Raw genomic sequence first — 21,411 nt, 5'->3', positions numbered from 1 at the left:
CCGGGATGTCTCCTGTGAACCCAGCGCTCGCCGGCCGGGTGTTTCCCTCGTCTTCGTACCTTGTCGGGCGCGAGAAGATTCGCGAGTTCGCTCTGGCGGTGCGTTCGAGCAATCCCTTGCACCATGATGTCGGTGTCGCCAGGGAGGCCGGGTTCGTCGATGTCATCGCACCGACAACATTCACAACCGTTGTCCAGCAACGAGCGATCATGGCACTGCTGCGCACGCCGGATACCGGGCTCGATCCGACTCGTGTGGTCCATACTTCCGAGAAGATCGAGCATCAGCGTCCGATAGTCGCCGGCGATGACCTGTCTACGACACTGACGATTACAGGGGTGACAGTGCGTGCAGGCAGTGCGATCCTGTCGACAGTTTCCGAGATCCACGACGTGACCGACGCTTTGGTAGCAACGGTCACCTCGACGCTACTGGCGCGAGGAGAAGGCGCATGACCGTACCCGTCGTGCCGGTTTTCGAAAACCTCGTCCTCGGTGACATCGTCGCGAAGGTTGATCTGGTCCTCACTCGTGATGACCTAGTTCGCTACGCCGGTGCCTCCGGCGACATGAACCCGATCCATTTCAACGACGCAATCGCTACCGCGGCTGGGCTACCGGGAGTTCTGGCTCACGGAATGCTCACTGCCGGAATTGCTTTGCAGGCCATCGTCGACTGGGTTGGCGATCCGAGTGGTGTGTTCTCGTACGAAACTCGCTTTACTCGACCCGTCGTAGTCGATGCCGTTGATGGTGCTGATCTCTCCATCACTGCGAAGATCGCGCGGATCGACGCCACGATGCGGACAACGCGGATCGATGTCACAGTCACGCACAAGGGCCAGACGGTTCTGGGAAAGACCCAAGCGCACCTTCAGTTCCCGGGCGCCTGACAGGATTGCGGGCTGTCACTGGTCACATCGGGACCTACGCATCCGGGCGGGAGATCAACTGAATTGTGGCGCAGCACTACCGGAAAGACACCAACAGTTCGTCCGACGCTTGCATCGGTGCGTATCCGTCGGCGATGACGCGCCGACAGCCGTCGATCTCGACGGTGAGTAATCGTTCCTCGTTCGTAGGACGGTCCACGTAGATCGTCGACGCCACCTCGGTGGCCACCGCGTCACAGTCGGGAGCGGGTGGAAGTCCGTCGAAGGTTTCCGTCGTAGACGATGTGCCTACGAATTCGGTGGCGGAGAATCGGCAGAAAACGCTGCCCGCCGACAGCGATGTCAGCGCCGTTGTACCTGTCGTGGCTGGTCGGTAGGTCGGCGTGCAATGCGACAGTTCGTAGATCTGATCGTCGGACAAAGCTATTCGGTGTTCGGTACTGCCGACCGGTGTCAGTTCCTTGATGGCGGCCAGGCCACCGGGTTTCGGTAGTCCACACGAATCGGAGGGATACCCCGGCCGAGTTGCTCGGCCTCGATCGTCGACCAACCAGAATTGCTCCAGGACAGCCAGGCTGTAGTTGTCACCGCAGCCTTCGGGGAACCAAGTCTTGTGCGCGGACGAGCGGTTCAGCATTTCCACCGCCCGACTGAAATCGCCCTCCCAACGATGAGCAGAGAAGCTGACGGTTCGGTCGGCTGCCACGTTGTCGCTGACAAACGGGTCGCACGTGACTGCGGCGGCGGGTACGAAATCGTCCGGAACCGTCGCCGTTGATGTCGTCTGGAGCGGGCCGATCGGATACGGGGTCGCGCACCCCAGCGTCTCGGCGTCGACTATTGCGGCAACGGGACGTTCGGGGGTGGTCACCCGCCAAATGCCGGCAACAGCGAGGATGACGATCACGACTGCGAACCAACGCCAGAGCATGAGCACACCGTATCGGTCCCGATGTGCGCCGAGGCTTAGTCCTCCGTTTACCGCCGAAGTCCTCGCATCCAAATTGAGTGGATCCATGTTGCGGCTCGCAGATATGGTCCAATGGTGACGCATCCGAATGGTCGAAACGACAGTCCGATCCTGGTGATTGGTGCCGGCGTCGTCGGCGCGTCGATCGCGTATCACCTGGCGCGCGTTGGTCTCCGAGTCACCGTGCTGGAGCACGGCTCGGTGGCGGGAGGGGTGACCGGCAACTCCTTTGCCTGGGTCGGCCTCTCGAAGAGTGCCGCAGAAACTTACTCAGATCCGTTCCGGCAAGGCGCTGCAGTCGAATTCGACCGCCTGGAGCGCGAACTCGTCGAGCCATTCGGTTTGCGCCGCAGAGGCGCGATCACCTGGGAAGAGACGGAAGCGGAGACTCGAGCGTTCGTAGATGCTCATCGAGCACTCGGCCATCCCGTCGACCTCATCGGTAAAGAGGAAATCCTTGCTCGTGAGCCGGGATTGCGGACGGCCCCCTCGGTCGCAGCGTACGCGCCTGATGACGGTGGCGTTGACCCGGTTGCGTTCGCTCGATCGCTCCTGCGAGGTGCCGAAGCATACGGTGCCACAGTGTATTCCGGTGTCAGTGCGCTCGGGGTGTTCGCGGAGGGCATGAGCGTGTGCGGAGTAATGACTGCCGACGGTCCCGTCTATGGGTCGGCCACCGTGCTCGCTGCGGGTACCGCGATTCCTGGACTCGCGGCGTCGGCGGGAGTCGACGTCGAGGTCGACGCCTCCCCGTGTTGCCTCATCAGATTCTCGACACCCCGCCCATTGGTGAACGGAATACTCTCCTCTCCGGATTTCGAGATCCGGCAATTGGACGACACGACACTGATTGCGGCTGAAGATGTTCCGGTCGGGTTCTCCGGAGATGCTCGTGAGCTTGCGGGGCCGACGCTGCACGCGATCCGCAGTCAGCTCGAGGACGGTGACCAAGTGGAACTGATCGAGGCGGTAGTCGCTGACCGTCCCATCCCGCGTGGTGGCCGCCCGCTGCTGGGCTTCGCCGAAGGCGTGTCGGGGCTCTATCTGGCCGCGACGCATCCGGCGATCATTCTGGCCGGAGCAATTGGAGCCCACGTGGCCGGGGACTTCGCCCGAGCGTCAACCCTGGACGGTTAGACGACGACGCCGGAGCCCGGTTCGACAAGGTTCGAGCCGATATTGCGGTTCCTAGTTCTCTCTAGGACACGCGCTAGAGAGCGGGATATTCGTCTACTCGGCTTGTACCGTCGATGGGCATGGACCCCGTGCGCAATCCGTATGCCCCCGGTGCCGGTCAACGCCCGCCGGAACTCGCCGGGCGCGACAAGCAGATCGACGCCTTCGACGTCGTTCTTGAGCGAATTGCGCGTGGCCGCCCGGAACGAAGTGTTGTCCTCACCGGATTGCGTGGCGTCGGCAAGACCGTCCTGCTCAATCAGTTGCGTTCGGCCGCGATCTCCCGAAGCTGGGGGACCGGCAAGATCGAGGCGCGCCCCGATCAGGATTTACGACGCCCACTCTCGTCGGCGCTGCACATGGCAGTCCGAGAGATCGCGGTCTCCCATCGCGATCCGGAGCGGGTCGAGCAGTTCCTCGGAGTCCTCAAATCGTTTGCCCTACGCGCCACTGCGGACAAGGGAATGCGCGAGCGCTGGCAGCCAGGCATCGATGCACCCGCGATCAAAGGTCGGGCAGACAGCGGCGACATCGAGATCGACCTCGTCGAGTTGCTGCTCGATGCGTCGTCGCTGGCCAGAGATGTCGGCGTCGGGATCGCCATCTTCATCGACGAGATGCAGGACCTCGGAGCAGCGGATGTCTCGGCGATCTGCGGGGCCTGCCACGAGTTGAGTCAGGACGCGGCACCGCTGATCGTCGTCGGGGCGGGGCTTCCGCATCTGCCTGCTGTGCTGTCGGCGTCGAAAAGCTACTCGGAGCGCCTGTTCAGCTACCACCGGATCGACCGCCTCGAGCGTGAAGCTGCAGATCAGGCGCTGATTGCACCTGCCGAGCGTGAGGACGTCGAGTTCACCGAATCCGCGCTCGACGCTCTGTACGAAGCGGCTGACGGGTACCCGTACTTCGTTCAGGCCTACGGAAAGGCCACGTGGGATGTGGCGGCGTCGAGTCCGATCACGGCAGAAGACGTGCGCGTCGGCGCGCCGACGGCTGAGGAAGAACTCGCTGTCGGTTTCTTCGGATCGCGATACGAGCGAGCAACGCCCGCGGAGCGTGAGTACATGCGCGCCATGGCCGATCTCGCCGGTGACGACGGGCCCGTCGCAACCGCGAAGATCGCCGTCGAGTTGGGGCGCAAACCGGCTTCCCTGTCGCCGGCACGCGATGGACTGATCAAGAAGGGGCTGATCTATTCGGCAGAACGTGGATCCATCGGATTCACGGTCCCGCACTTCGGCCGATACCTGCGCGGACAAGCGGAGTGAACGCGCTCGAAACCGCGTGGGATCGGGTGGCGGCGCTCAGTCCCAATCCGCCGGCCTGGGTGGTTCAACTGGCCGCGTTGATCGCCGTGATCATCGTTCTCGAACCACACCTGTGGCGGATCGCCCGCAACGTCGTCACCATCGCACACGAGGGCGCTCATCTGATCGTCGCCGTCCTGGTCGGTCGACGGTTGAAAGGTCTTCGCCTGCATTCGGATACGTCGGGTGTCGCGATTTCGTCGGGCAAACCGACCGGCTTCGGCGTCATTCTGATGACGTTCGCGGGGTACGTCGGACCGTCGATTCTCGGACTCGGCGCGGCCGGGTTGTTGGGCGCGCAGCGTGCGGTCTCGGTGCTGTGGATCGGCGTATTCGTCATCGCGGTGATGATGGTCCTGATCCGAAACCTCTACGGAGTCTTCTCACTTGCAGTCGTGGGAGCCGTGTTGTTCGGGCTCGTCTGGTGGGGGACCCAGGAGCAGCAAGTGGCCGCAGCGTACTTCCTGACGCTCTTTCTCCTCTTTGCCGGACCACGCCCGGTCGTGGAACTTCAACGGCAGCGAATGCGACGAGGCGGGGCACCGGACTCGGACGCCGACCAATTGGCCAGGCTCTCACCGATACCCGCGATCGTCTGGGTCGGGTTGTTCCTGCTCGTGAACGTCGCGGTGCTCGTGCTCGGCGGATGGTGGATTCTGCGCCCGGTGGGTGGCTGACCGGATTGATCCGTTGTCCCGTCAGGACAACGGACCAACGATTGTTGATGCTCTGCGGACGTAGTCATCGCATGAAGGCGCTCATATCGTGGAAGTCGACGAGTGGTCGTGCCGGGACTTCCCGCGGCCACACCCGCAACGACGAAGACCGTCGACGATGACAAGGATTCGTTTTGGACGACAAGAACTTCCGCGGACGAACCGCGATCATGTCCGGGGGAAGCCGTGGCATCGGACTTGCCATCGCCCGTGCGATAGCGCGCCGCGGCGGAAACATCGTGTTGCTCGCCAAGACCGATACGCCGGATCCCAGGCTGCCTGGAACTATCCACACGGCTGTGGACGAGTTGAACGAGCTCGAGGGTCATGCCGTTCCGGTCGTCGGCGACGTGAGGAACGACGACGACATCGCGCGGGCCGTGGCTGCAGCGGTAGAGCACTTCGGTGGCATCGACATCGTGGTCAACAACGCGAGCGTCCTCGACATCTCGAAAACCGAAGATCTCGCGATGAAGCGATTCGATCTGATGCAGCAGGTCAACGTCCGTGGCACCTTCGCGCTCACCCGCGCGTGCCTTCCGTACCTTCGGGTTTCGGCCAATGCGCACGTATTGACGCTGTCGCCGCCGCTCAACTTTTCGCCGCACTGGTTGGGTGCTCATCCGGGCTACATGTTGGCCAAATACGGAATGACATTGGCGGCCTTGGGCATCGCCGCAGAGTATTCAGGTGCACCGATTTCGAGTAATTGCCTGTGGCCGGAGACCATGATCGCCACGGCCGCTGTCGGAAACCTGCTCGGGGGAGACGACAGTATCGAGCACTCGCGTTCACCCGAGATCATGGCCGATGCGGCTGTCGAGATTCTCGGGCGTCCCGCCGGCACGGATACCGGTCGTACAGTGCTCGACGTCGAGATCTTGCGCGAGGCGGGGATCTCGGATTTCTCGCAGTACGGCGGTCGGTCACCGTTGGCGATCGACATCTTCGTCGACGCTCCAATTTCGTGATCTCGGGCGATCTACAGGTATCTAGCCAAATCGCTAGATACCTGTAGATCTTCCTCACGCCACTTCGTGCTCGCCGCCCGGGGCAACCTTCTGAAGTCCGCGATATGCGTCGCTGGCACTTTGGCGACCGCCGATGACGGCCTCGACCTCCGCGGCAATCGGCATGTCGACACCGTATTCACGGGCCAGATCCATGACGGTGGGGGCAGTCTTCACGCCCTCGGCAACCTGGCCGAGCTTGGCGACCGCCTCCTCGACGGTCAATCCCTGCGCCAGAGCTTCGCCGACGCGACGGTTCCGAGAAGTCGGAGCCATGCAGGTGGCAATCAGATCGCCGACGCCCGTCAAGCCGGCAAAGGTGCGCGGGTTGGCGCCCATCGCTTCACCGAGTCGAGTCATCTCGGCGAGGCCGCGTGCGAGCACCATCGCACGAGTGTTGTCACCGACTCCCAGGCCGTCGGCCATGCCCGAGGCGATGGCAACGATGTTCTTGAGGATGCCGCCGAGTTCGCAGCCGAGCACGTCGGTGTTGCGGTAGACGCGGAAGACCGACGACGCGAACAGGGGTTGCAGCGCGGCGGCGACGCGATCGTCCTGGGTGGCCACGACCGATGCCGCGGCCATGCCGTCGACGATCTCCTTGGCGATGTTGGGGCCTGCGAGCAATCCGACGGGATGGCCGGGCAGGCACTCGGCGATCACTTCGGTGGGGCGCTGCCGGGTGCCGGGCTCGAGACCCTTGGACAGTGACAACACCGGGACCCACGCCCGAACCTCGTTGGCGATCTCGGCGAGGGTGGAGCGAACGGCGTGCGATGGCACCCCGCATACGAGTACGTCCGCTTCGCGGGCGGCTTCGACCAGATCCGAGGTTGCCTTGAGCCCCTTGGGAAGTTTGCGCTCACCAAGGTATTTGGAGTTGGTCCGTTGCGAATTGATCTCGTCGGCTGCTTCGGAATTGCGTGCCCACAACAGGGTCGGGGTGTTGCGGGCAGCGAGGCCGGCCACCGTGGTTCCCCACGATCCGGCACCGAGGACGACGACGCGTACCGGGCGGGCCATCAGAGTGCGCTGTTCTGGGTAGCGAGTGCTGTCATGGCGCCAAGCGTTCCACTTGCGGAGCAGTTGCGGGCCAATTCCGCCGAGTCTGTGGCTCGACTTACAGATGAGGCGGCGGTTCGGGGCTTTCGCGCATTGTTTCGACCGCTTCTGCGGATTCCGCGACGATCGAGCGCATGGCGGCTTCCGCGGCGTCGGCGTCCCCGGCCTGAATAGCAGATGCGACCACTCCGTGCAGGTGAATCGCTTCGGGGTCGGCCTCGTGGGGCATCAACGAGTGGCGGGTGCGGCCTTCGAGTATCTCGACGACGATCTGCGACATCGCCCGCAGCATCGGGTTACCGGAGGCGGCGAGCAGGGTGCGGTGGAAGTCGGAGTCATGGCCGAGATAGGCGCCGGTATCGGCAGCGCGAGAGGTAGCTGACATGCCGATGACGGCTGCAGTGAGAGCGCCGCACTGCTCAGGTGTGGCGCGAGTTGCGGCGAGTCGCGCAGCCAGAGGTTCGATGCCGGAACGGAGTTCGCTGAGGATAGACAGCTGCTCGAACCGATCAGGACCGGCCAGTTGCCAGCGGATGACATTGGGGTCGAGCGAGTTCCAGTGTTCGGAGCCCAGGATGGTGATTCCGACGCGTCGACGAACCGAGGCAAGTCCGAGGGATTCGAGAACGCGGACAACTTCGCGGATGACGGTTCGCGACACGTCGTAGCGCGTTGCCACCTCGTCGGCGGAGATCGTGGTACCCGGAGCGAGCACACCACCGACTATGTCTTGGCCGAGCTGTTCCAGCATCGAGTCGTGTAACTGCTGAAACGGGACAGAAGGCATACGTAGATCGTCCCATGCGTATGGAGTAAGCCCGGTGGAAGCCGAATAAATACTACAAATTAGTGTCTGCTCTTGAAATTGTAGGTTAATTAAGGAACAGTGACCTCAATCACTCATCGGACTGGGAGTCCCTATGAACACCACAGCATTGCTGGCGGCCGAGGTCGTCCCCGCTGGTAGCGACGCACGATTGATCATCGCTGCAGTCGCCGGCGTCGCGGTTATCATCGCGCTGATCACCTGGCTCGACCTGCACCCCTTCCTCGCACTGTCCATCGGTGCGGTTGGTGTCGGTCTGGCGGCCGGCCTCGGATCGGCCGAGTCGGTCGCGGCGTTCGCCACCGGCTTCGGGTCGACCATGGGAAGCGTCGGAATCCTGATCGGTTTCGGCGCGATGTTCGGCAAACTCCTCGCCGATTCCGGCGGTGCCGACCGAGTGGTCGACACGCTGGTCGGCCGCTCCAGCACCAAGGCGCTTCCGTGGACCATGGCTCTGGTCGGCGCAGTGATCGGTCTGCCGATGTTCTTCGAAATCGGTCTCGTCCTGTTGATGCCGGTCATCATCCTCGTCGCGCGGCGTTCCGGCTTGTCCCTGATGCGCATCGCGATCCCCACCCTCGCCGGCCTCTCGGCCATGCACGGGTTGGTTCCCCCGCACCCAGGGCCGCTGGTTGCAGTCTCGGCTTTGAACGCAAACCTCGGCCTCACCCTCGCGCTCGGTGTCCTCGTCGCGATCCCCACTGTTGTTCTCGCCGGACCGGTCTTCAGTAAGTACGCCGCGCGGTGGGTCGACGTGAAGGTCCCGGATCTTTTTGTCACAGGCGAAGATCGAGGCGAGGAAGAGAAGAAGCAGCGTCCCTCGTTCGCGGCTACTCTCGCAGCGATCCTCCTGCCGGTTGTTCTCATGCTGGGCAAGGCATTTGCAGACGTGATCGCACCCGATTCCGAGGCACTACCCAAGTCCGTCCTCGACTTCCTCGGAACACCCGTTGTGGCTTTGGGTCTCGCGGTTCTGGTCGGTATGGTGCTGTTGGGTCGCGGCGGCGGAATGGACCGCAAGGCCATCTCGAAGTCACTCGAGAGTTCCCTACCTCCCATCGCAGGCATCTTGTTGATCGTCGGCGCCGGTGGCGGTTTCAAGCAGGTCCTGATCGACACCGGTATCGCCGGAGTGATCGCCGACGCGATCAAGGGCAGCAGCCTCCCCGTGCTGTTCCTGGCCTGGCTGGTAGCGGTATTGATCCGCGTCGCAACAGGTTCGGCAACGGTGGCAACGGTGACGGCGTCGGGCATCCTTGCTCCGGTTGCGGCAGACCTCTCGTCCGCACATGTCTCGCTGATGGTCTTGGCGATCGGTGCGGGCTCGCTCTTCCTCTCGCACGTCAACGACGCCGGATTCTGGTTGGTGAAGGAGTATCTGGGCGTCAGCGTGGTACAGAACCTCAAGACCTGGACCGTGATGGAATGCATCATCTCGGTATCGGGCCTGGCCGGAGTGCTCGTGTTGAGCGCATTCATCTAGGTAGGCGAGCACATGAACACCGAAGCGGCACAGCAGAAGCAGTATCCCGTGCTCGTCCTGATGGGTGTCTCGGGTTCGGGAAAGTCGACGGTCGGCGGCATGCTCGCCGGAGCGATGGGTTGGGACCTTCAAGAAGGCGACGATCTCCACCCGCAGGCGAACATCGACAAGATGGCGACCGGGCATCCGTTGAACGACGAAGACCGCTGGCCCTGGCTCGACAAGATCGCCGTCTGGATCAAGAGCCATACCGACGCCGGTCAGCCGGGCATCGTCACGTGTTCGGCACTCAAGCGCAGCTACCGCGACGTGCTTCGCGGTGAGCACGTCGTGTTCGTGCACCTCGCCGGTTCGCGGGATCAGATCGGCCAGCGATTGACCGCTCGCCTCGATCACTACATGCCCGCCTCGCTGCTCGACTCCCAGATCTCGACACTCGAGGCCGTCGACCCGGACGAACAGGCCATCGTCGTCGACGTGGGCGGGAGTCCCGCCAAGATCGCGGAGGAGATCCTGCGACGCGTGGAGACATTCGAATACTGAGCAAGCCCGGCGTGTAAGCACCCGAGGTTCGGGTTACGGTGCTTGGGTGACTGCTGCTGAAGAAGGCCACGACGTCGATCAATTGCGTGTCGATGCCCAAGCGCGTCTGGAAGTCGCGGTGGGTGAGGGGCGTTTGACCCTCGAGGAGTACTCGGACAAGGCGGCAGTGGTGTGGTCGCCCACCGCAGATCGAGGGCAGCTCGAGCAGATCGTGCCGTTCAGTGCGGCACCACCTGCTGTGGTGTCGCCGCCGCAAGCAACGATCGTCGGTGTCTTCGGTGACACGAAGCGCTCCGGCCGTTGGTCTTTGGCGAAAAAGACACTCGCTCTGCTGTTGTTCGGGGACGTCAAGTTCGATCTGCGATCGGCAACCATCACAGCGTCCTCCTCGACGATCACCATCGTGTCGATCTTCGGGGACACGAGGCTGCGGGTTCCGGAGGGTGTTTCAGTCGAGTTGGGTGGCTTCGACCTTTTCGGAGATCGGGAATTCGACGGGGGTCGACAGGATCCCGGCCCAGGTGCACCGGTTATTCGTGTCGTCGCGTATTCGTTGTTCGGCGATCTCACCGTGCGTACCGGCTAGCTCGGACGCCGTGACCGACTTCGACTTCCACAGCGTCTGGACGCTGCCTGCCTCTGCTGACCGCGTCTACGAGGTTCTCGCGGATGCCGAACGGTATTCGCAGTGGTGGCCTCAGATACGCCGAGTCTGGACGATCGACGAGCATTCAGGCTCCATGTCCATCCGCAGCGCTGTCCCTCTGACGCTGCTGGTCTTCGGGCGACGCGAGGTGGAAGACTCAGTTGACCGCTTTCTGAAAGTGCGTCTCACCGGCGCAATGACCGGGTGGAGTAGCTGGGCGGTGCGCCCCGCTGGATCTGGTTGCACAGCCGAATTTCGGCAACAGGTAGCGGTGTCCGGAGCGCTTGGTCTGGCCGCGAAGGTCGCGAAGCCGCTGTTCGAGTGGAATCATGAAGCGATGATGCGTGGAGGGCACCGCGGACTGTGCGCATATCTCTCCCGGCCGTGATCGCGACCAGAACTTGCACACGCTCGAGCAATTGATCCATACCCGTCGTGTCATTTTGACGCAGCGTCAGTTATCGTTCACATCAGCAGCCGACAAGTATGTGTAACTCAAATGCACAAAACGGCTTGACCTGGGAGGACGCTATGCGGACGCGAGATTCGACGGTATGGCATTGGAACGTGAGTCCGCGAGCGCGGGTTATCTTCTGCCTGACCAGGACGTTCGTGAAGCCGATGTTCACCCTCTGGCCGACCACCGAACGTGGTATCCGCCAACTCGAGCGACTCGACGCGATGGCGGACAAACTGCCGAAGCCGAAGAACCTCGATATCGAGCCTTTCACGCTGGGTGGTGTGCCCAGCGAGAAGGTGCAGCATCCACGCAAAGCGCAGGGCGAGTTGGCCGGCGCCACGATCCTCTACTTCCACGGAGGGGGATTCGTCTTCTGCGGTCTGGCAACGCACCGGGCACTGTGCGGTTTGCTCTCTGCGAAGGCCGGCGTACCGGTGATCTCCGTGCGCTACCGCCAGCTGCCGGAAGGTTCCATCGGCACCTCCGTCAAGGACGCAATGGCCGCGTACACCGCGTTGCTCGAGACAGCCGAAGACCCGAACAAGATTGTGGTTGCCGGTGACTCGGCGGGCGGATACCTGGCCATGAAGGTCGCCGAAATTGCCGCACTGCGCGGAATCACGCGGCCCGCTGCCGTGGTGGGATATTCCCCTCTTCTCAACGTGAACCTCGAGGACCATGATCCCGATTTCATGAAACGTGATGCCTACCTACCGATGTCACAGGTGGAAAAGCTCAAGGACCGGTGGCTCGAGGGGCCGGACGAGATTCCTGGTGCGCAGTCGCCGATCAACGCCGACGCCAGTCTGATTCCGCCGTCGTTCCTGGTGTCCGCCGAATACGAACTGATGCGTCCGGACGTCGAGATCATGACCGAAAACTTGATCAAGGCAGGACAAGCCGTCGAAACGCACATCTGGAGTGGGCAGATCCATGCTTTCCCGGTGATCGGGAAAGCTCTTCGGGAGGGGAAGGCGATCGTCGATCTCACGATCAAGTTCCTCGAGCGAACGATGGCCTCGCAGAACCAGATCAGCGCCTGACGCTGCTTTTCAGCCGATCGATGTGAGTGTTGCGTAGTCGTCGTTGTCGAGAACGCCGTCGACGACTGCGCGAACTTCCGAGGCATGCAACGTGATCGAACCGCCGTGATTGTCGAGGAAGGCTGTGTCTGCGGCATCTCGGCCGGTCGAGATGCGCACAAGATTGCTGCGCGGCGCCAATTGCGTTGCATCGACCACGCGCCAGACGTGGTCGATATTGGCTTCGACTACGGCGTGAAAATCCATCGGATCGCAGCCCGGCGCGTAGACGGCCACCAGTCGAGCGGGAATCCCCACGGCGCGCAGCAGTGAGATGGTCAGGTGCGAGTAGTCGCGGCACACTCCGGCGCCGGCGAGCAAGGTGTCGACCGCACTGTCGGTGCCGCGACTGGTGCCGGGAACATAACTCAAATGTGTACTCACCCAGCGAGTGACTTCGAGGAGGAGTTCGGCCGGGGGAGTGGCGAGATCGAATTGCCCGGCGACAAAACCGAAGAACTTGTCGGCCTCGGCATACCGGCTGGGGCGCAGATATTTCGACACGTCGTAGTCGCTGACCGACGCCGGTTCTGCGCGGCCGATGACGGTTGCGTCGTAGCTGACGATCAGTTTGCCTGGGGCACAGTCGAGTAGGTGAATCCGGGTACCGTGTTCGGCGGTGATCTCGCGGGGTTCGAGCGGATTGCCGTCATGGACGAACGACATCGTTTCCAGCAGTTCGACACCCGGCGCGCGCGTCACCGCGATCTTGAACTCCAGGTTGGTCGCCTCGTCGATCTCGATGTCGAGCAGGGCGGCGACGGTACGTTTCATCGGGCCATCTTTACACCGAATACGGACACCCACCACCTGGGAGGATTGTGACGTGCGATCAGGCTTCGGGATAGTCGACGTCGACGCCGCTGCTGAGGTCGCTGCACTCCACCAACTCGACCCCGTGTTCGCGTAGGTAGGTGTTGGCGCCGCCGTCCCCGGTGAGTGACTTTGCAAGCGTCGGCCAGTGGTCGCGTCCGATCAGGACGGGATGGCCGGGTCTTCCGTGAAAGACAGCTCTTCGCAGTATGTTTCGTGATGGGGAAATCTGACCCACGATCCGCGTCACGGTGTCGGCGTTGAGGTGCGGGACGTCGACCAGAGAGATCGCTGCCGCATCTGCGTCGTCGATTCGCATGGCGGCTTCGAGTCCGCAGCGCAGTGACGCGCTCATTCCGTGTTGCCAATCCGATATCACCACAATGACATCGGTGGTGGGCAGTAGTTCGAGGGCGTCCTCTGCCTGCGCGCCGAGCACCACGATGACCGGTGAGAGGCCTGCGGACTGCAGTGTCGTCACCCCGTGGTGGAGCCAAGACTGACCCTCGGTGTTTGTGACGAGCGCTTTGGGTTTGCCCATGCGGGATCCGGCCCCGGCCGCCAGCAGGATCCCGCACGTAGACATGACTATGCTCCGGTGACCCGCGGACGCAGCCACTCGATCAGATCGTTCAGAACTTCTTCCTGCTCAGGCTCGTTGAAGATCTCGTGGTACAGGCCGTCGTACACCTTCAAGGTGACATCCGAAGAGCCGGCCAGATCTGCGACGAGCTTGCTGCCGGCCGGGTCCGTCAAACGGTCGTCCGAGCCGTGTTGAAGCAGTACGGGAATGGTGAGCGAGGGCAGGCGCGCCGGGAAGCCTTCCGCGGCGGTGATCATGCCGCGCGCGATGCCGGCGGGAACCTTGCCGTGGTGAACCAGCGGGTCGGCGTTGTACTTGTCGACGACCTTCTGATCACGCGATACGGCAGCAGCTTCCAGGTTCTCGACGGGCACGTCCGGGAGGTATTTGCCGACGATCTTGCCCAGCTGCATCACGATCTTCGGAGTGCCGGTTGCGATGATCACCGCAGGTCCGGACAGGGCGAGGGCTTTGAGATCGGCCTGATGGTCGAGGGCGTAGGAAAGGGCGATCGCGCCGCCCATGCTGTGCCCGAGCAGGAACTTGTCCTTGCCGGGATGTGCCGCCGTCACGATCGAGAACAACGTGTGGACGTCGTCGGTGAAGTCGGAGAATTCCTTGAGGTGAACGCGCTTGCCGCCAGAGCGTCCGTGCCCGCGATGGTCGGGTGCGTACACGATGAGCCCGAGTTCCCCGAGCCGCGCAGCAACATGGTCGTAGCGCCTCGCGTGTTCGCCGAGTCCGTGGCACAGGACGAGAACCCCGGTGGGTTCGCGGTCCGGTGTCCACACGTCGTAGACGATCTTGGTGCCGGCCACTCCGGTGAACGACGACTCTTCGTGCTGCATTGTTGCGCCCTCTCTGCGACCGGTTCCGGTACGCGGATTCTCACATGCTATTCGCCCGGTGGGCAGGGCGCGGGTGTTCAGGGTGTGAGGTCGTCGAGGAAACTTCGACACTTGTTTGTTACGGCTGGTTACATTAACTTAGGGGCGTGACCGGACAAACCGTTGATCGTTCCGACCCTGTTCCCGCCACCCGCTCGCGCCGATTGTGGCGACCCGCGGTTCGGGCTTTGCTGGACGGCGCGCTACCGCTGATCGACAAGCGAATGGCGGAATCGGTACGCCCGTTCGATCGGCCCGAGATGCTGCGTCCGCACCTGGCTTCGCGGAAGTTTGCGTGGACGCACTACGGGATCTTCGTTCCCCGGCTGCCAGGGCCTTTCCGTTACCTCAACACCATGACGTTGATCGGTGCAACCGGGACGGTGGTGTTCGACAACGACTATCTCGCTGCACCCGACGCGCGAAACACCGCAACCGTGCTGAGTTCCACCGCAGCGCCGGGCCATCACTTCTACCGGGCGTACGACGCTGCCGATGAGTGTGCGTTCGAAGAAGATGGTTCGCGAATCGCCTTCGGTGACAACCTGATCATCGAGAACAGCTATCCGAACTTCCGAGTCACCGGGCGATACGACTCATTCGACGTCGATCTCGAGATCGTGGCAACGGACCAAGCGTCGTGGTTCGTGCGTAATCCCGTCTACGACCACGTCAGTCTGCTGGCACAGTGCTCCGGAACAATTGCGAGTCCGGATGGACCGGTGAGTATTTCGGCTCCGTGCACCGTCGAGTACGCGCGGTGCATGACACCGCAATCGTTGACTCGCCGCGCGCTTCCCGAGTCGTGGAAGCTCCCGGCCGACTTTTTCACCTACCAGATCGTTCAACTGGACGACCGGCATCAGTTGTTGCTCACCGATGTTCGAGCGTCAGGGGTTTCGGCGTGCAAGCTCGCCTACATTCGGACTGTCGACGGTAGTGCGAAGGTCTTCGACGACGTCGAGTTCGACGTGCTCGAGTACGCCGACGCATTGCACGTCGACCCACAGGTTCGCGAGATGCGTGTGCCGCGCGTACTGCGTTGGCAGGTGCGCGATTACGGTAGGACGGTCGTGGAGTTCGAGGCGGAGATCGACTCGGAGTGGCGCTACGGTCACGGCAAGGGATACGTCGGCGCGTACACCTACCGGGGAAGCTTCGACGGTGCGTCGATCAACGGTACCGGTTACATCGAATGGGTGGACTGCGAAGTGTAAGGCCCCTAGGGTGTATCGGTGCCTTTCGTAGACCCCGCCGCGCTGACGATTCGTCCGCAGAAGATCCTTGTCGCGGGGACTTCCGGTGCCGGAAAGACGACTCTCGCCGGTCGAATCGGGCGGCTTCTCGAGATCGAACACACTGAGCTGGACTCGCTGTTCCACGGGCCCGACTGGATTCCGCTCGACAGTTTCGAAACCGAAGTACGACGCTTTTCCAGCGAGCCGGCCTGGGTGACCGAGTGGCAGTACGGTGCGGTGCGTGAGCTTCTGGCCGAGCGTGCGGACCTGATGCTGTGGTTGGATCTGCCTCGGCGGACGGTGATGCGCCAGGTGATCACACGAACCGTGCGTCGGCGATTGCAGCGAGAGGTGTTGTGGAATCGCAACATGGAGCCTCCACTGCACACCATTCTGTTCGATCCGGATCACGTGGTGCGCTGGGCCTGGCGAACCGACGGACGCAACGCCGAGCGAATGGCCACGGTTCTTGTCGATGTGCCGTCGTTGCCGATAGTTCGGCTGCGCAGTCGAGAAGAGATCGAGGCTGTGCTCGAAGTCCTCAGCCGTCTGCCCTCAGATCGTTTGAGCTAGGCGAAATCCCAGGTCGTCGATTGCAAACGTCGGATGGCTTCGCCTCCTTACGGTAGCGCCGCAACCGCGCTCGCTTTCGGCCCAACTGCCGCCGCGAAAGATCCGGTACGTGCCGTAGACCTCGGGGTCGTAGAGATCCCAGCACCATTCCCAGACATTGCCGATCATGTCGTACAGGCCCCAGTTGTTGGGTGCCTTCGTTCCGACGGGACGAGCCCTACCCTCTGAATTGTCGCTGTACCAAGCAATCTCGTCGATCTCGCCGTAGCGGTAGCCGGAGGTGCCGGCCTTGCATGCGTACTGCCACTCGGCCTCGGTGGCGAGCCGGTAGCCAGTTGCGCCCCGGTCCCACTGCGGAGAATCGGTGTCGACGTCTCGATATGCGGGTGTCAGACCGTCCGCGACCGAAAGTGCGTTGCAGGTTGCGATGGCGTCCTTCCATGAAAGGTTGACCGCTGGTTTGCTCGAATCGTCCGACGAATCTCCGTGAAGCAGCGCCCTGGTGGTGAGATGGCGTGCGAGGCGGAAGGATTCGACTTTCGAGGTCCACGCAGTACCTTTGCGGTCGTCCCGAAGGTGCACCTCGCCGGCAGGGATCTCGATCATCAACTCCGCTGCTCCGGTCATTCGTTCATCATCGCAGAGGTTGTCGCTCACCCGGGGAGACGCTCGAACGCTGCTTGTGGATCAAGGCCGGTGCGCATGCGCCATGCGGTCAGCGCAAGCCCGAGGCAGACCACCTGTGCCGGATCGTCGAGGGAAACACCCATCAGCTTCTCGATACGCGTGAGCCGTGCATAAAGCGACTGACGCCGAATGCCGAGGAAATCCGCGGTTCTCGCCTTGCCGCCCCGATGTGCGAGGTACGCGTCGAGCGTTCGGACGAGATCGGCGGAATGTGCTGTGTCGTATGCGATCAGCGAACCGAGTTGCTCGGTTACGAACATGGACAGCGAAGCGGGTGTCGTTCCGGCGGCGAGCAGTCGTTGGACGCCGACGTCCCTCGCGAGGATCACTCCGGTCCGGGTGCCGAAGTGCCGCGCGATCTGGACGACTTCGCGAGCTTGCGCGACCGCAGCCCCGACGCCCGACAGGTCCGCGACCGGCGTCGCCACTCCGAGCGTGCGTACCGCGGAACCGCCCGGCCCGCGGCGTAGCAGCTCGTCGGCTTCGGTGAACGCAGTCCGCACTCGAGCGGGGGATGCGGACGCCCACCCGTGCGCGAGCACGATGACGTGATTGGCCGCAGTCCCGACGACACAGGAGCCGAGCACGGCCCGCACGGCGTCGCGTACTTGGTCAGCGAGCTCTCGAACCGGGGTTTGCCGATCGATGTCGACAGCGGCGACGAGGACGTGGTGCCCCTCCGACAACGGCGTCCACCCGGCCGCTGTCAGTCGCTCGGACAAGTCGCCGTGCGATGTGAGCACACCGCCCACCACGTCGGTGATCACCGATTGGGCGAGTGACTGTCTTGGGCCGAGATCGCCGTGACGGCCGAGTTCCAGAGCTACCGCGACGGCGGCGCAGTTTGCGACGGCGGTTCGGCGTGTGGTTGCCGGCCCGCACAGGACAAGTCGACCGAGTGAGTTCGTCGGGCCGCGTACGTCGTGGATAGTGCGTTCGGTCTCGGATCGCTCTGCGCCGGTTGTGCTGCGCTCGACGGTTCTGCCATCCGCGTCGAGCAGATCGACGCCGCACCCCGCGAGTCGTGACACCTTGTCGAGCAGCGCAGTCATGCCCTGGCCTGCAACCACGAGACTCAGAAGTTCTTGCCAGACAGGCTCGCCCGCTTGCACCGAACCGAGAGTGCGGCGGAGCATGAGGTCGTGAAAGTCTTCGACCATCCGCTCGAAGGGCACTACTGCGTGCAGGGCCAAGAACGCGAGTCCCCGTCGGCGCGAAGCTTCGACGAGTTCGAGAGGGGCCGTGAGGAACGAGCGCCCGACTTCCATCGCGAGTGCGACGCATCCCGCGTCCGCCAATTGGTCGATGTAGGCGGTGAGCTGCTCGGGAGACCGTCCGTGGAGACCGAGGCCCGTGGTCAGAAGGACCTCACCTCCGGACAGCAGCCCACCCATCTCGTACACCTCGGACGAATGGACCCAGCGGACCACCGCGGTATCGATGTCGCCCGCGAGCACCTCGATTGCGGCGGCCTTAAACGAGGGCATCGCAAGAACTTGTCGCAGAGTCGGGAGCATTTCTATATCGTCCGCCGAGGGGGCACTTCGTCATAGAGCTAGTTCTGCCGAACTGACAGGTTGTCCCTTGTCGGGCTGTTACCACCGTGGTCGGATTGTGACACGAGCCACAATCGACGATTTTGGTCAGACTCCAGGAGCGCACATGAATCATCCGGCACACACCGATGAGTATTTTCTCGGACTTGCGATCGAACAGGCGAAGATCGGTTGGGAGGAGGGCGGCGTGCCGATCGGCGCGGCGCTGATTCACCGGGGCGAGGTTCTCGCAGTCGGACGTAACCGTCGGGTCCAGATGAACAGCGCCATCCGTCATGGAGAGACCGACTGCATCGAGCGCGCCGGACGACTGCCGGCCTCGGTGTATCGCGAGTGTGTCCTCTACACGACTTTGTCGCCGTGCTTCATGTGCGCCGGAACGGCGCGCCTGTACGAGATCCCTCGAATCGTGGTCGGCGAAAATCGTTCCTTCGAGGCATCGGAGGAATGGTTGCGCAGCAGCGGAATTCAGGTCGACGTCGTCGACGACGCGGAGTGTGTGGCACTGATGGACCGCATGCTGGCCGAGCGCCCGAGCCTGTGGCTCGAAGACATCGGCGAAGTTGTATGAGCAGCGCCGTCGAACCTGCCACGGTCGCAGGCGATTCGGAGAGCCCAGGCCACCCGGTCGATCCTGACTATCCCGTCACTCCGGTTCCGCTTCATGCACGAAAGCCGTTCTTCTCGCTCGCGGTGGTGTTGTTGGGGTTCACCATCTTCACGCCGACGATGTTGGCCGGAGCAGCGCTCGGTACCGCGTTCTCGTTCTGGAAACTGATGGTGGTGATCGCCGCCGGATCCGCCATCTTGGGGGTCTACGTCGCCATGATGGGGTTCGTCGGAGCCCGAACCGGACTGACTACAGTTGTGATGGCGCGCTACAGTTTCGGCACTCGCGGGTCCAAGCTCGCTTCGATCCTGCTGGGCGGTACTCAGATCGGCTGGTACGGAGTCATCATCGGCACGATCGGTGATCTCACCGCGCAGGCATTGGGCTGGGAGTCCTATCTCGCGCGGGCGTCGGTGATGATCGCGGCGAGCATCTTGATGTGCGTCACCGCCTGCTACGGCTACCGCGGAATGTACTGGGTTTCGCTCGTCTCGACGCCCTTGATCCTGGCGTTGGCCTGCTGGGTCGTGTTCCGGTCCCTCGAAGAGGTCGGTGGATTCTCCGGCCTGGTCTCGGTTCAACCGCAGACGACCATGACGATCGCGCTCGCAATCACCACTGTCGTCGGCACGTTTGTATCGGCGGGAACGCAAGCGCCCAACTGGACCAGATTTGCTCGCTCCGGATCACAAGCGGTGTGGGCCTGCGTTATCGGGTTCCTCCTCGGAAACGGATTGATGATCCTGTTCGGCGCCATCGGAGCCATCACGTTCCACGAGGGTGACTTCGTGTTGATCCTCTACAACCTCGGGCTTGTCGGCTGGGGCCTGGTCTTGCTGTTCGGAAACCTCTGGAAGAGCAACGCAGACACCGCATACGCCTTCGGAGTGGCCGGTGCCGAACTGTTCAGAAAGCCTCGCAAGACCCCGTTCGTCATCGGTGGATGTGTGATCGGCACGGCGCTCGCTCTGACCGGTGTGCACAACCATCTGGTCGACTACCTGAGTCTGCTCGGAACTTTCATCCCGCCATTGGGCGGCGTGATCATCGCTGACTTCCTGTGCCGGTGGCGGCGAGGCATTCCCGAGGGATACACCCCGCAGCCGGTCCACTGGCGAAACCTGGCCGTCTATGCCGTCGCAGCGTTCCTCGCTTGGCTTTCCGGTGAGTTCGAGGTGGGAATCCCACCGCTGATCGGAATCGTGGTAGCAATTGCTCTGACGATGTTCCTGCACAGGGCGTTTGGCAACAGATCGGCAGATCGGGAGGTCTCGACCTCCACCGTCTGAATCATGCTTCAGGCACCAGCGAGCCCCCGGCGGTATCGACCGCGCCGGGGGCTCGCGTAATTGATGGAAAGGGTAGCCGATTCCGTCTCAACCGTCAGCGCAGAACAGGCAGGTAAGGTGCCTCGATTCCCTGCTCTTCGAACGCAGTCAGCGCCGAGCGTGCAAATGCGCGCTGGACTGCCCATTGGCGCCCAGGCTTGACCTGCGCCGTCACTCGAATGGTAATTGCCTCGGCAGTAACCGAATTGACTCCCAGCATCTCCGGCTTGTCGATCATGTCCGCCCTGATCGGTTCGGACTCTGCCGCCTCGAGGACAGCTCGCGTCGCCACCTCACACGCTTTGTGCACGTTCGCATTGTGGGCGATCGGGAGATCGAGAACTGCAGTGGCGTAACCCTGACTCATGTTGCCCACTCGCAGGATTTCGCCGTTGCGGCAATACCACAAGGTGCCGTTGACATCTCGAATCGTGGTGACGCGCAGGCCCACTGTTTCGACGGTGCCGACCGCGTCGCCGAGATCGACGACGTCGCCGACACCGTACTGATCCTCGAGCAACATGAAGATGCCGGAGAGGAAGTCACGCACCAGGTTTTGTGCACCGAAACCGATGGCAAGGCCGATGACGCCGGCGGATGCGATGAACGGCGCGACGTTGATCCCGAGGATGCCGAGAATCTGCAGCACACACCAGACCAGGATGACGATGGACACCGTCGATTTGAGTACCGAACCGATGGTCCGGGCTCGCTGCGATCTGCGCTCGTTCACCTTGGCGTTCGGAGACTTGCGAGGCTTCGACATTCGATCGATCCCGCGGTGCAGTGCGAAGCGCAGAACGACTGCGAGTGCCACGTAGATCGCGATCTCGACGGGTCGGTGAATCAACCAGTCTCGGTTGGTATCGGTCAGTTCCCATGCTTGTATTTCGGAAATCATCTCCATGCAGTCTACGGATTCGGGCCGATCCGGGCATCGGTGCAGGGCAGACGGTCCAAAGC

24 protein-coding genes are annotated in these 21,411 nt (G+C 62.7%); 15 read left to right on the top strand and 9 right to left on the bottom strand.

Features of this window, described 5'->3' with window-relative positions; all coding sequences use genetic code 11:
* Positions 1-5 precede the first annotated feature (5 nt).
* Both RA302_RS25895 and RA302_RS25890 read left to right on the top strand, forming a co-directional pair.
* Positions 6-455, top strand: a complete 450-nt coding sequence (locus tag RA302_RS25895; RefSeq protein ID WP_019745537.1) for a MaoC family dehydratase N-terminal domain-containing protein — start codon at positions 6-8, stop codon at positions 453-455.
* A complete protein-coding gene (locus tag RA302_RS25890) occupies positions 452-892 on the top strand; it encodes a MaoC/PaaZ C-terminal domain-containing protein (protein ID WP_030536527.1) in 441 nt (146 codons plus the stop codon). Before RA302_RS25895 ends, RA302_RS25890 begins: the two co-directional genes overlap by 4 nt.
* Positions 893-968: 76 nt before the next feature.
* Here RA302_RS25890 and RA302_RS25885 read toward each other — a convergent pair whose 3' ends face one another.
* Positions 969-1,823: a hypothetical protein gene (locus RA302_RS25885; protein WP_030536528.1), complete on the bottom strand. Its 855-nt coding sequence runs from the start codon at positions 1,821-1,823 to the stop codon at positions 969-971.
* Between the two features lie 114 nt (positions 1,824-1,937).
* Here RA302_RS25885 and RA302_RS25880 point away from each other — a divergent pair, with 114 nt between their 5' ends.
* The 4 genes from RA302_RS25880 to RA302_RS25865 all read left to right on the top strand — a co-directional run bounded on the left by RA302_RS25880 (position 1,938) and on the right by RA302_RS25865 (position 6,032).
* On the top strand, positions 1,938-2,999 hold the full coding sequence (locus RA302_RS25880; RefSeq protein ID WP_030536529.1) for an FAD-binding oxidoreductase: 1,062 nt from the start codon (positions 1,938-1,940) through the stop codon (positions 2,997-2,999).
* 119 nt (positions 3,000-3,118) lie between these two features.
* Positions 3,119-4,306, top strand: coding sequence for an ATP-binding protein (locus RA302_RS25875; protein ID WP_007729973.1), 1,188 nt, complete (start codon positions 3,119-3,121; stop codon positions 4,304-4,306).
* Positions 4,303-5,022 carry a M50 family metallopeptidase gene (locus RA302_RS25870; protein WP_003940327.1) on the top strand — a complete coding sequence of 240 codons (720 nt, stop codon included), beginning with the start codon at positions 4,303-4,305 and terminating at the stop codon, positions 5,020-5,022. Before RA302_RS25875 ends, RA302_RS25870 begins: the two co-directional genes overlap by 4 nt.
* 173 nt (positions 5,023-5,195) lie before the next feature.
* Complete coding sequence (locus tag RA302_RS25865; protein ID WP_030536530.1) at positions 5,196-6,032, top strand: NAD(P)-dependent oxidoreductase; 837 nt, start codon at positions 5,196-5,198, stop codon at positions 6,030-6,032.
* 54 nt (positions 6,033-6,086) lie between these two features.
* Here the strand turns inward: RA302_RS25865 and RA302_RS25860 are convergent, their stop codons facing one another.
* The gene (locus tag RA302_RS25860) at positions 6,087-7,094 is read right to left on the bottom strand and encodes an NAD(P)H-dependent glycerol-3-phosphate dehydrogenase (RefSeq protein ID WP_003940093.1); all 1,008 of its coding nucleotides are present in this window, start codon (positions 7,092-7,094) and stop codon (positions 6,087-6,089) included.
* Between the two features lie 97 nt (positions 7,095-7,191).
* The gene (locus RA302_RS25855) at positions 7,192-7,920 is read right to left on the bottom strand and encodes an FCD domain-containing protein (protein ID WP_030536531.1); all 729 of its coding nucleotides are present in this window, start codon (positions 7,918-7,920) and stop codon (positions 7,192-7,194) included.
* A gap of 133 nt (positions 7,921-8,053) precedes the next feature.
* Here RA302_RS25855 and RA302_RS25850 point away from each other — a divergent pair, with 133 nt between their 5' ends.
* From RA302_RS25850 to RA302_RS25830, 5 genes are all read left to right on the top strand, one after another.
* Complete coding sequence (locus tag RA302_RS25850; protein WP_003939838.1) at positions 8,054-9,442, top strand: gluconate:H+ symporter; 1,389 nt, start codon at positions 8,054-8,056, stop codon at positions 9,440-9,442.
* 12 nt (positions 9,443-9,454) lie between these two features.
* On the top strand, positions 9,455-9,985 hold the full coding sequence (locus tag RA302_RS25845) for a gluconokinase (RefSeq protein WP_030536532.1): 531 nt from the start codon (positions 9,455-9,457) through the stop codon (positions 9,983-9,985).
* Positions 9,986-10,031: 46 nt separating this feature from the next.
* A complete protein-coding gene (locus tag RA302_RS25840; RefSeq protein WP_030536533.1) occupies positions 10,032-10,571 on the top strand; it encodes a LiaF domain-containing protein in 540 nt (179 codons plus the stop codon).
* Positions 10,572-10,581: 10 nt separating this feature from the next.
* Positions 10,582-11,019, top strand: a complete 438-nt coding sequence (locus RA302_RS25835) for an SRPBCC family protein (RefSeq protein WP_030536534.1) — start codon at positions 10,582-10,584, stop codon at positions 11,017-11,019.
* Between the two features lie 143 nt (positions 11,020-11,162).
* Positions 11,163-12,134 (top strand): alpha/beta hydrolase, encoded by a 972-nt coding sequence (locus RA302_RS25830; protein ID WP_030536535.1) that lies wholly within the window; start codon positions 11,163-11,165, stop codon positions 12,132-12,134.
* Between the two features lie 9 nt (positions 12,135-12,143).
* Here RA302_RS25830 and RA302_RS25825 read toward each other — a convergent pair whose 3' ends face one another.
* The 3 genes from RA302_RS25825 to RA302_RS25815 are packed head-to-tail and all read right to left on the bottom strand — an operon-like array spanning position 12,144 to position 14,417.
* On the bottom strand, positions 12,144-12,947 hold the full coding sequence (locus tag RA302_RS25825) for a transglutaminase-like domain-containing protein (RefSeq protein WP_030536536.1): 804 nt from the start codon (positions 12,945-12,947) through the stop codon (positions 12,144-12,146).
* 58 nt (positions 12,948-13,005) lie between these two features.
* The gene (locus RA302_RS25820; protein ID WP_030536537.1) at positions 13,006-13,572 is read right to left on the bottom strand and encodes a nucleotidyltransferase family protein; all 567 of its coding nucleotides are present in this window, start codon (positions 13,570-13,572) and stop codon (positions 13,006-13,008) included.
* A gap of 2 nt (positions 13,573-13,574) precedes the next feature.
* Complete coding sequence (locus RA302_RS25815) at positions 13,575-14,417, bottom strand: alpha/beta hydrolase (protein ID WP_019745522.1); 843 nt, start codon at positions 14,415-14,417, stop codon at positions 13,575-13,577.
* A gap of 146 nt (positions 14,418-14,563) precedes the next feature.
* Between RA302_RS25815 and RA302_RS25810 the strand changes: the two genes are divergently transcribed.
* Positions 14,564-15,673, top strand: coding sequence for a DUF6670 family protein (locus tag RA302_RS25810; protein ID WP_037126455.1), 1,110 nt, complete (start codon positions 14,564-14,566; stop codon positions 15,671-15,673).
* 18 nt (positions 15,674-15,691) lie between these two features.
* Positions 15,692-16,267 (top strand): ATPase AAA, encoded by a 576-nt coding sequence (locus tag RA302_RS25805; protein WP_030536539.1) that lies wholly within the window; start codon positions 15,692-15,694, stop codon positions 16,265-16,267.
* Here the strand turns inward: RA302_RS25805 and RA302_RS25800 are convergent.
* Both RA302_RS25800 and RA302_RS25795 read right to left on the bottom strand, forming a co-directional pair.
* Entirely contained in the window at positions 16,250-16,894 is a 645-nt protein-coding gene (locus tag RA302_RS25800) for an SUMF1/EgtB/PvdO family nonheme iron enzyme (protein WP_030536540.1), read from the bottom strand. The two genes, RA302_RS25805 and RA302_RS25800, sit on opposite strands and share 18 nt — an antisense overlap.
* 26 nt (positions 16,895-16,920) lie before the next feature.
* A complete protein-coding gene (locus RA302_RS25795) occupies positions 16,921-18,441 on the bottom strand; it encodes a PucR family transcriptional regulator (protein ID WP_230587575.1) in 1,521 nt (506 codons plus the stop codon).
* A 175-nt stretch (positions 18,442-18,616) separates the two neighbouring features.
* Between RA302_RS25795 and RA302_RS25790 the strand changes: the two genes are divergently transcribed.
* Together RA302_RS25790 and codB are read left to right on the top strand one after the other, a co-directional pair.
* Complete coding sequence (locus RA302_RS25790; RefSeq protein WP_003940577.1) at positions 18,617-19,081, top strand: nucleoside deaminase; 465 nt, start codon at positions 18,617-18,619, stop codon at positions 19,079-19,081.
* Positions 19,078-20,409: a cytosine permease gene (codB, locus tag RA302_RS25785; protein ID WP_030536542.1), complete on the top strand. Its 1,332-nt coding sequence runs from the start codon at positions 19,078-19,080 to the stop codon at positions 20,407-20,409. The genes RA302_RS25790 and codB overlap by 4 nt, the downstream gene beginning before the upstream one ends.
* 94 nt (positions 20,410-20,503) lie before the next feature.
* Here codB and RA302_RS25780 read toward each other — a convergent pair whose 3' ends face one another.
* Positions 20,504-21,349 carry a mechanosensitive ion channel family protein gene (locus RA302_RS25780; RefSeq protein WP_003939801.1) on the bottom strand — a complete coding sequence of 282 codons (846 nt, stop codon included), beginning with the start codon at positions 21,347-21,349 and terminating at the stop codon, positions 20,504-20,506.
* Positions 21,350-21,411: the final 62 nt, after the last annotated feature.

Source organism: Rhodococcus sp. DN22, assembly GCF_036669995.1.
Classification (GTDB): Bacteria; Actinomycetota; Actinomycetes; order Mycobacteriales; family Mycobacteriaceae; genus Rhodococcus_F; species Rhodococcus_F erythropolis.
Note: the sequence above shows the minus strand (reverse complement) of the source record. Positions and strands in the feature narration are given on the sequence as shown.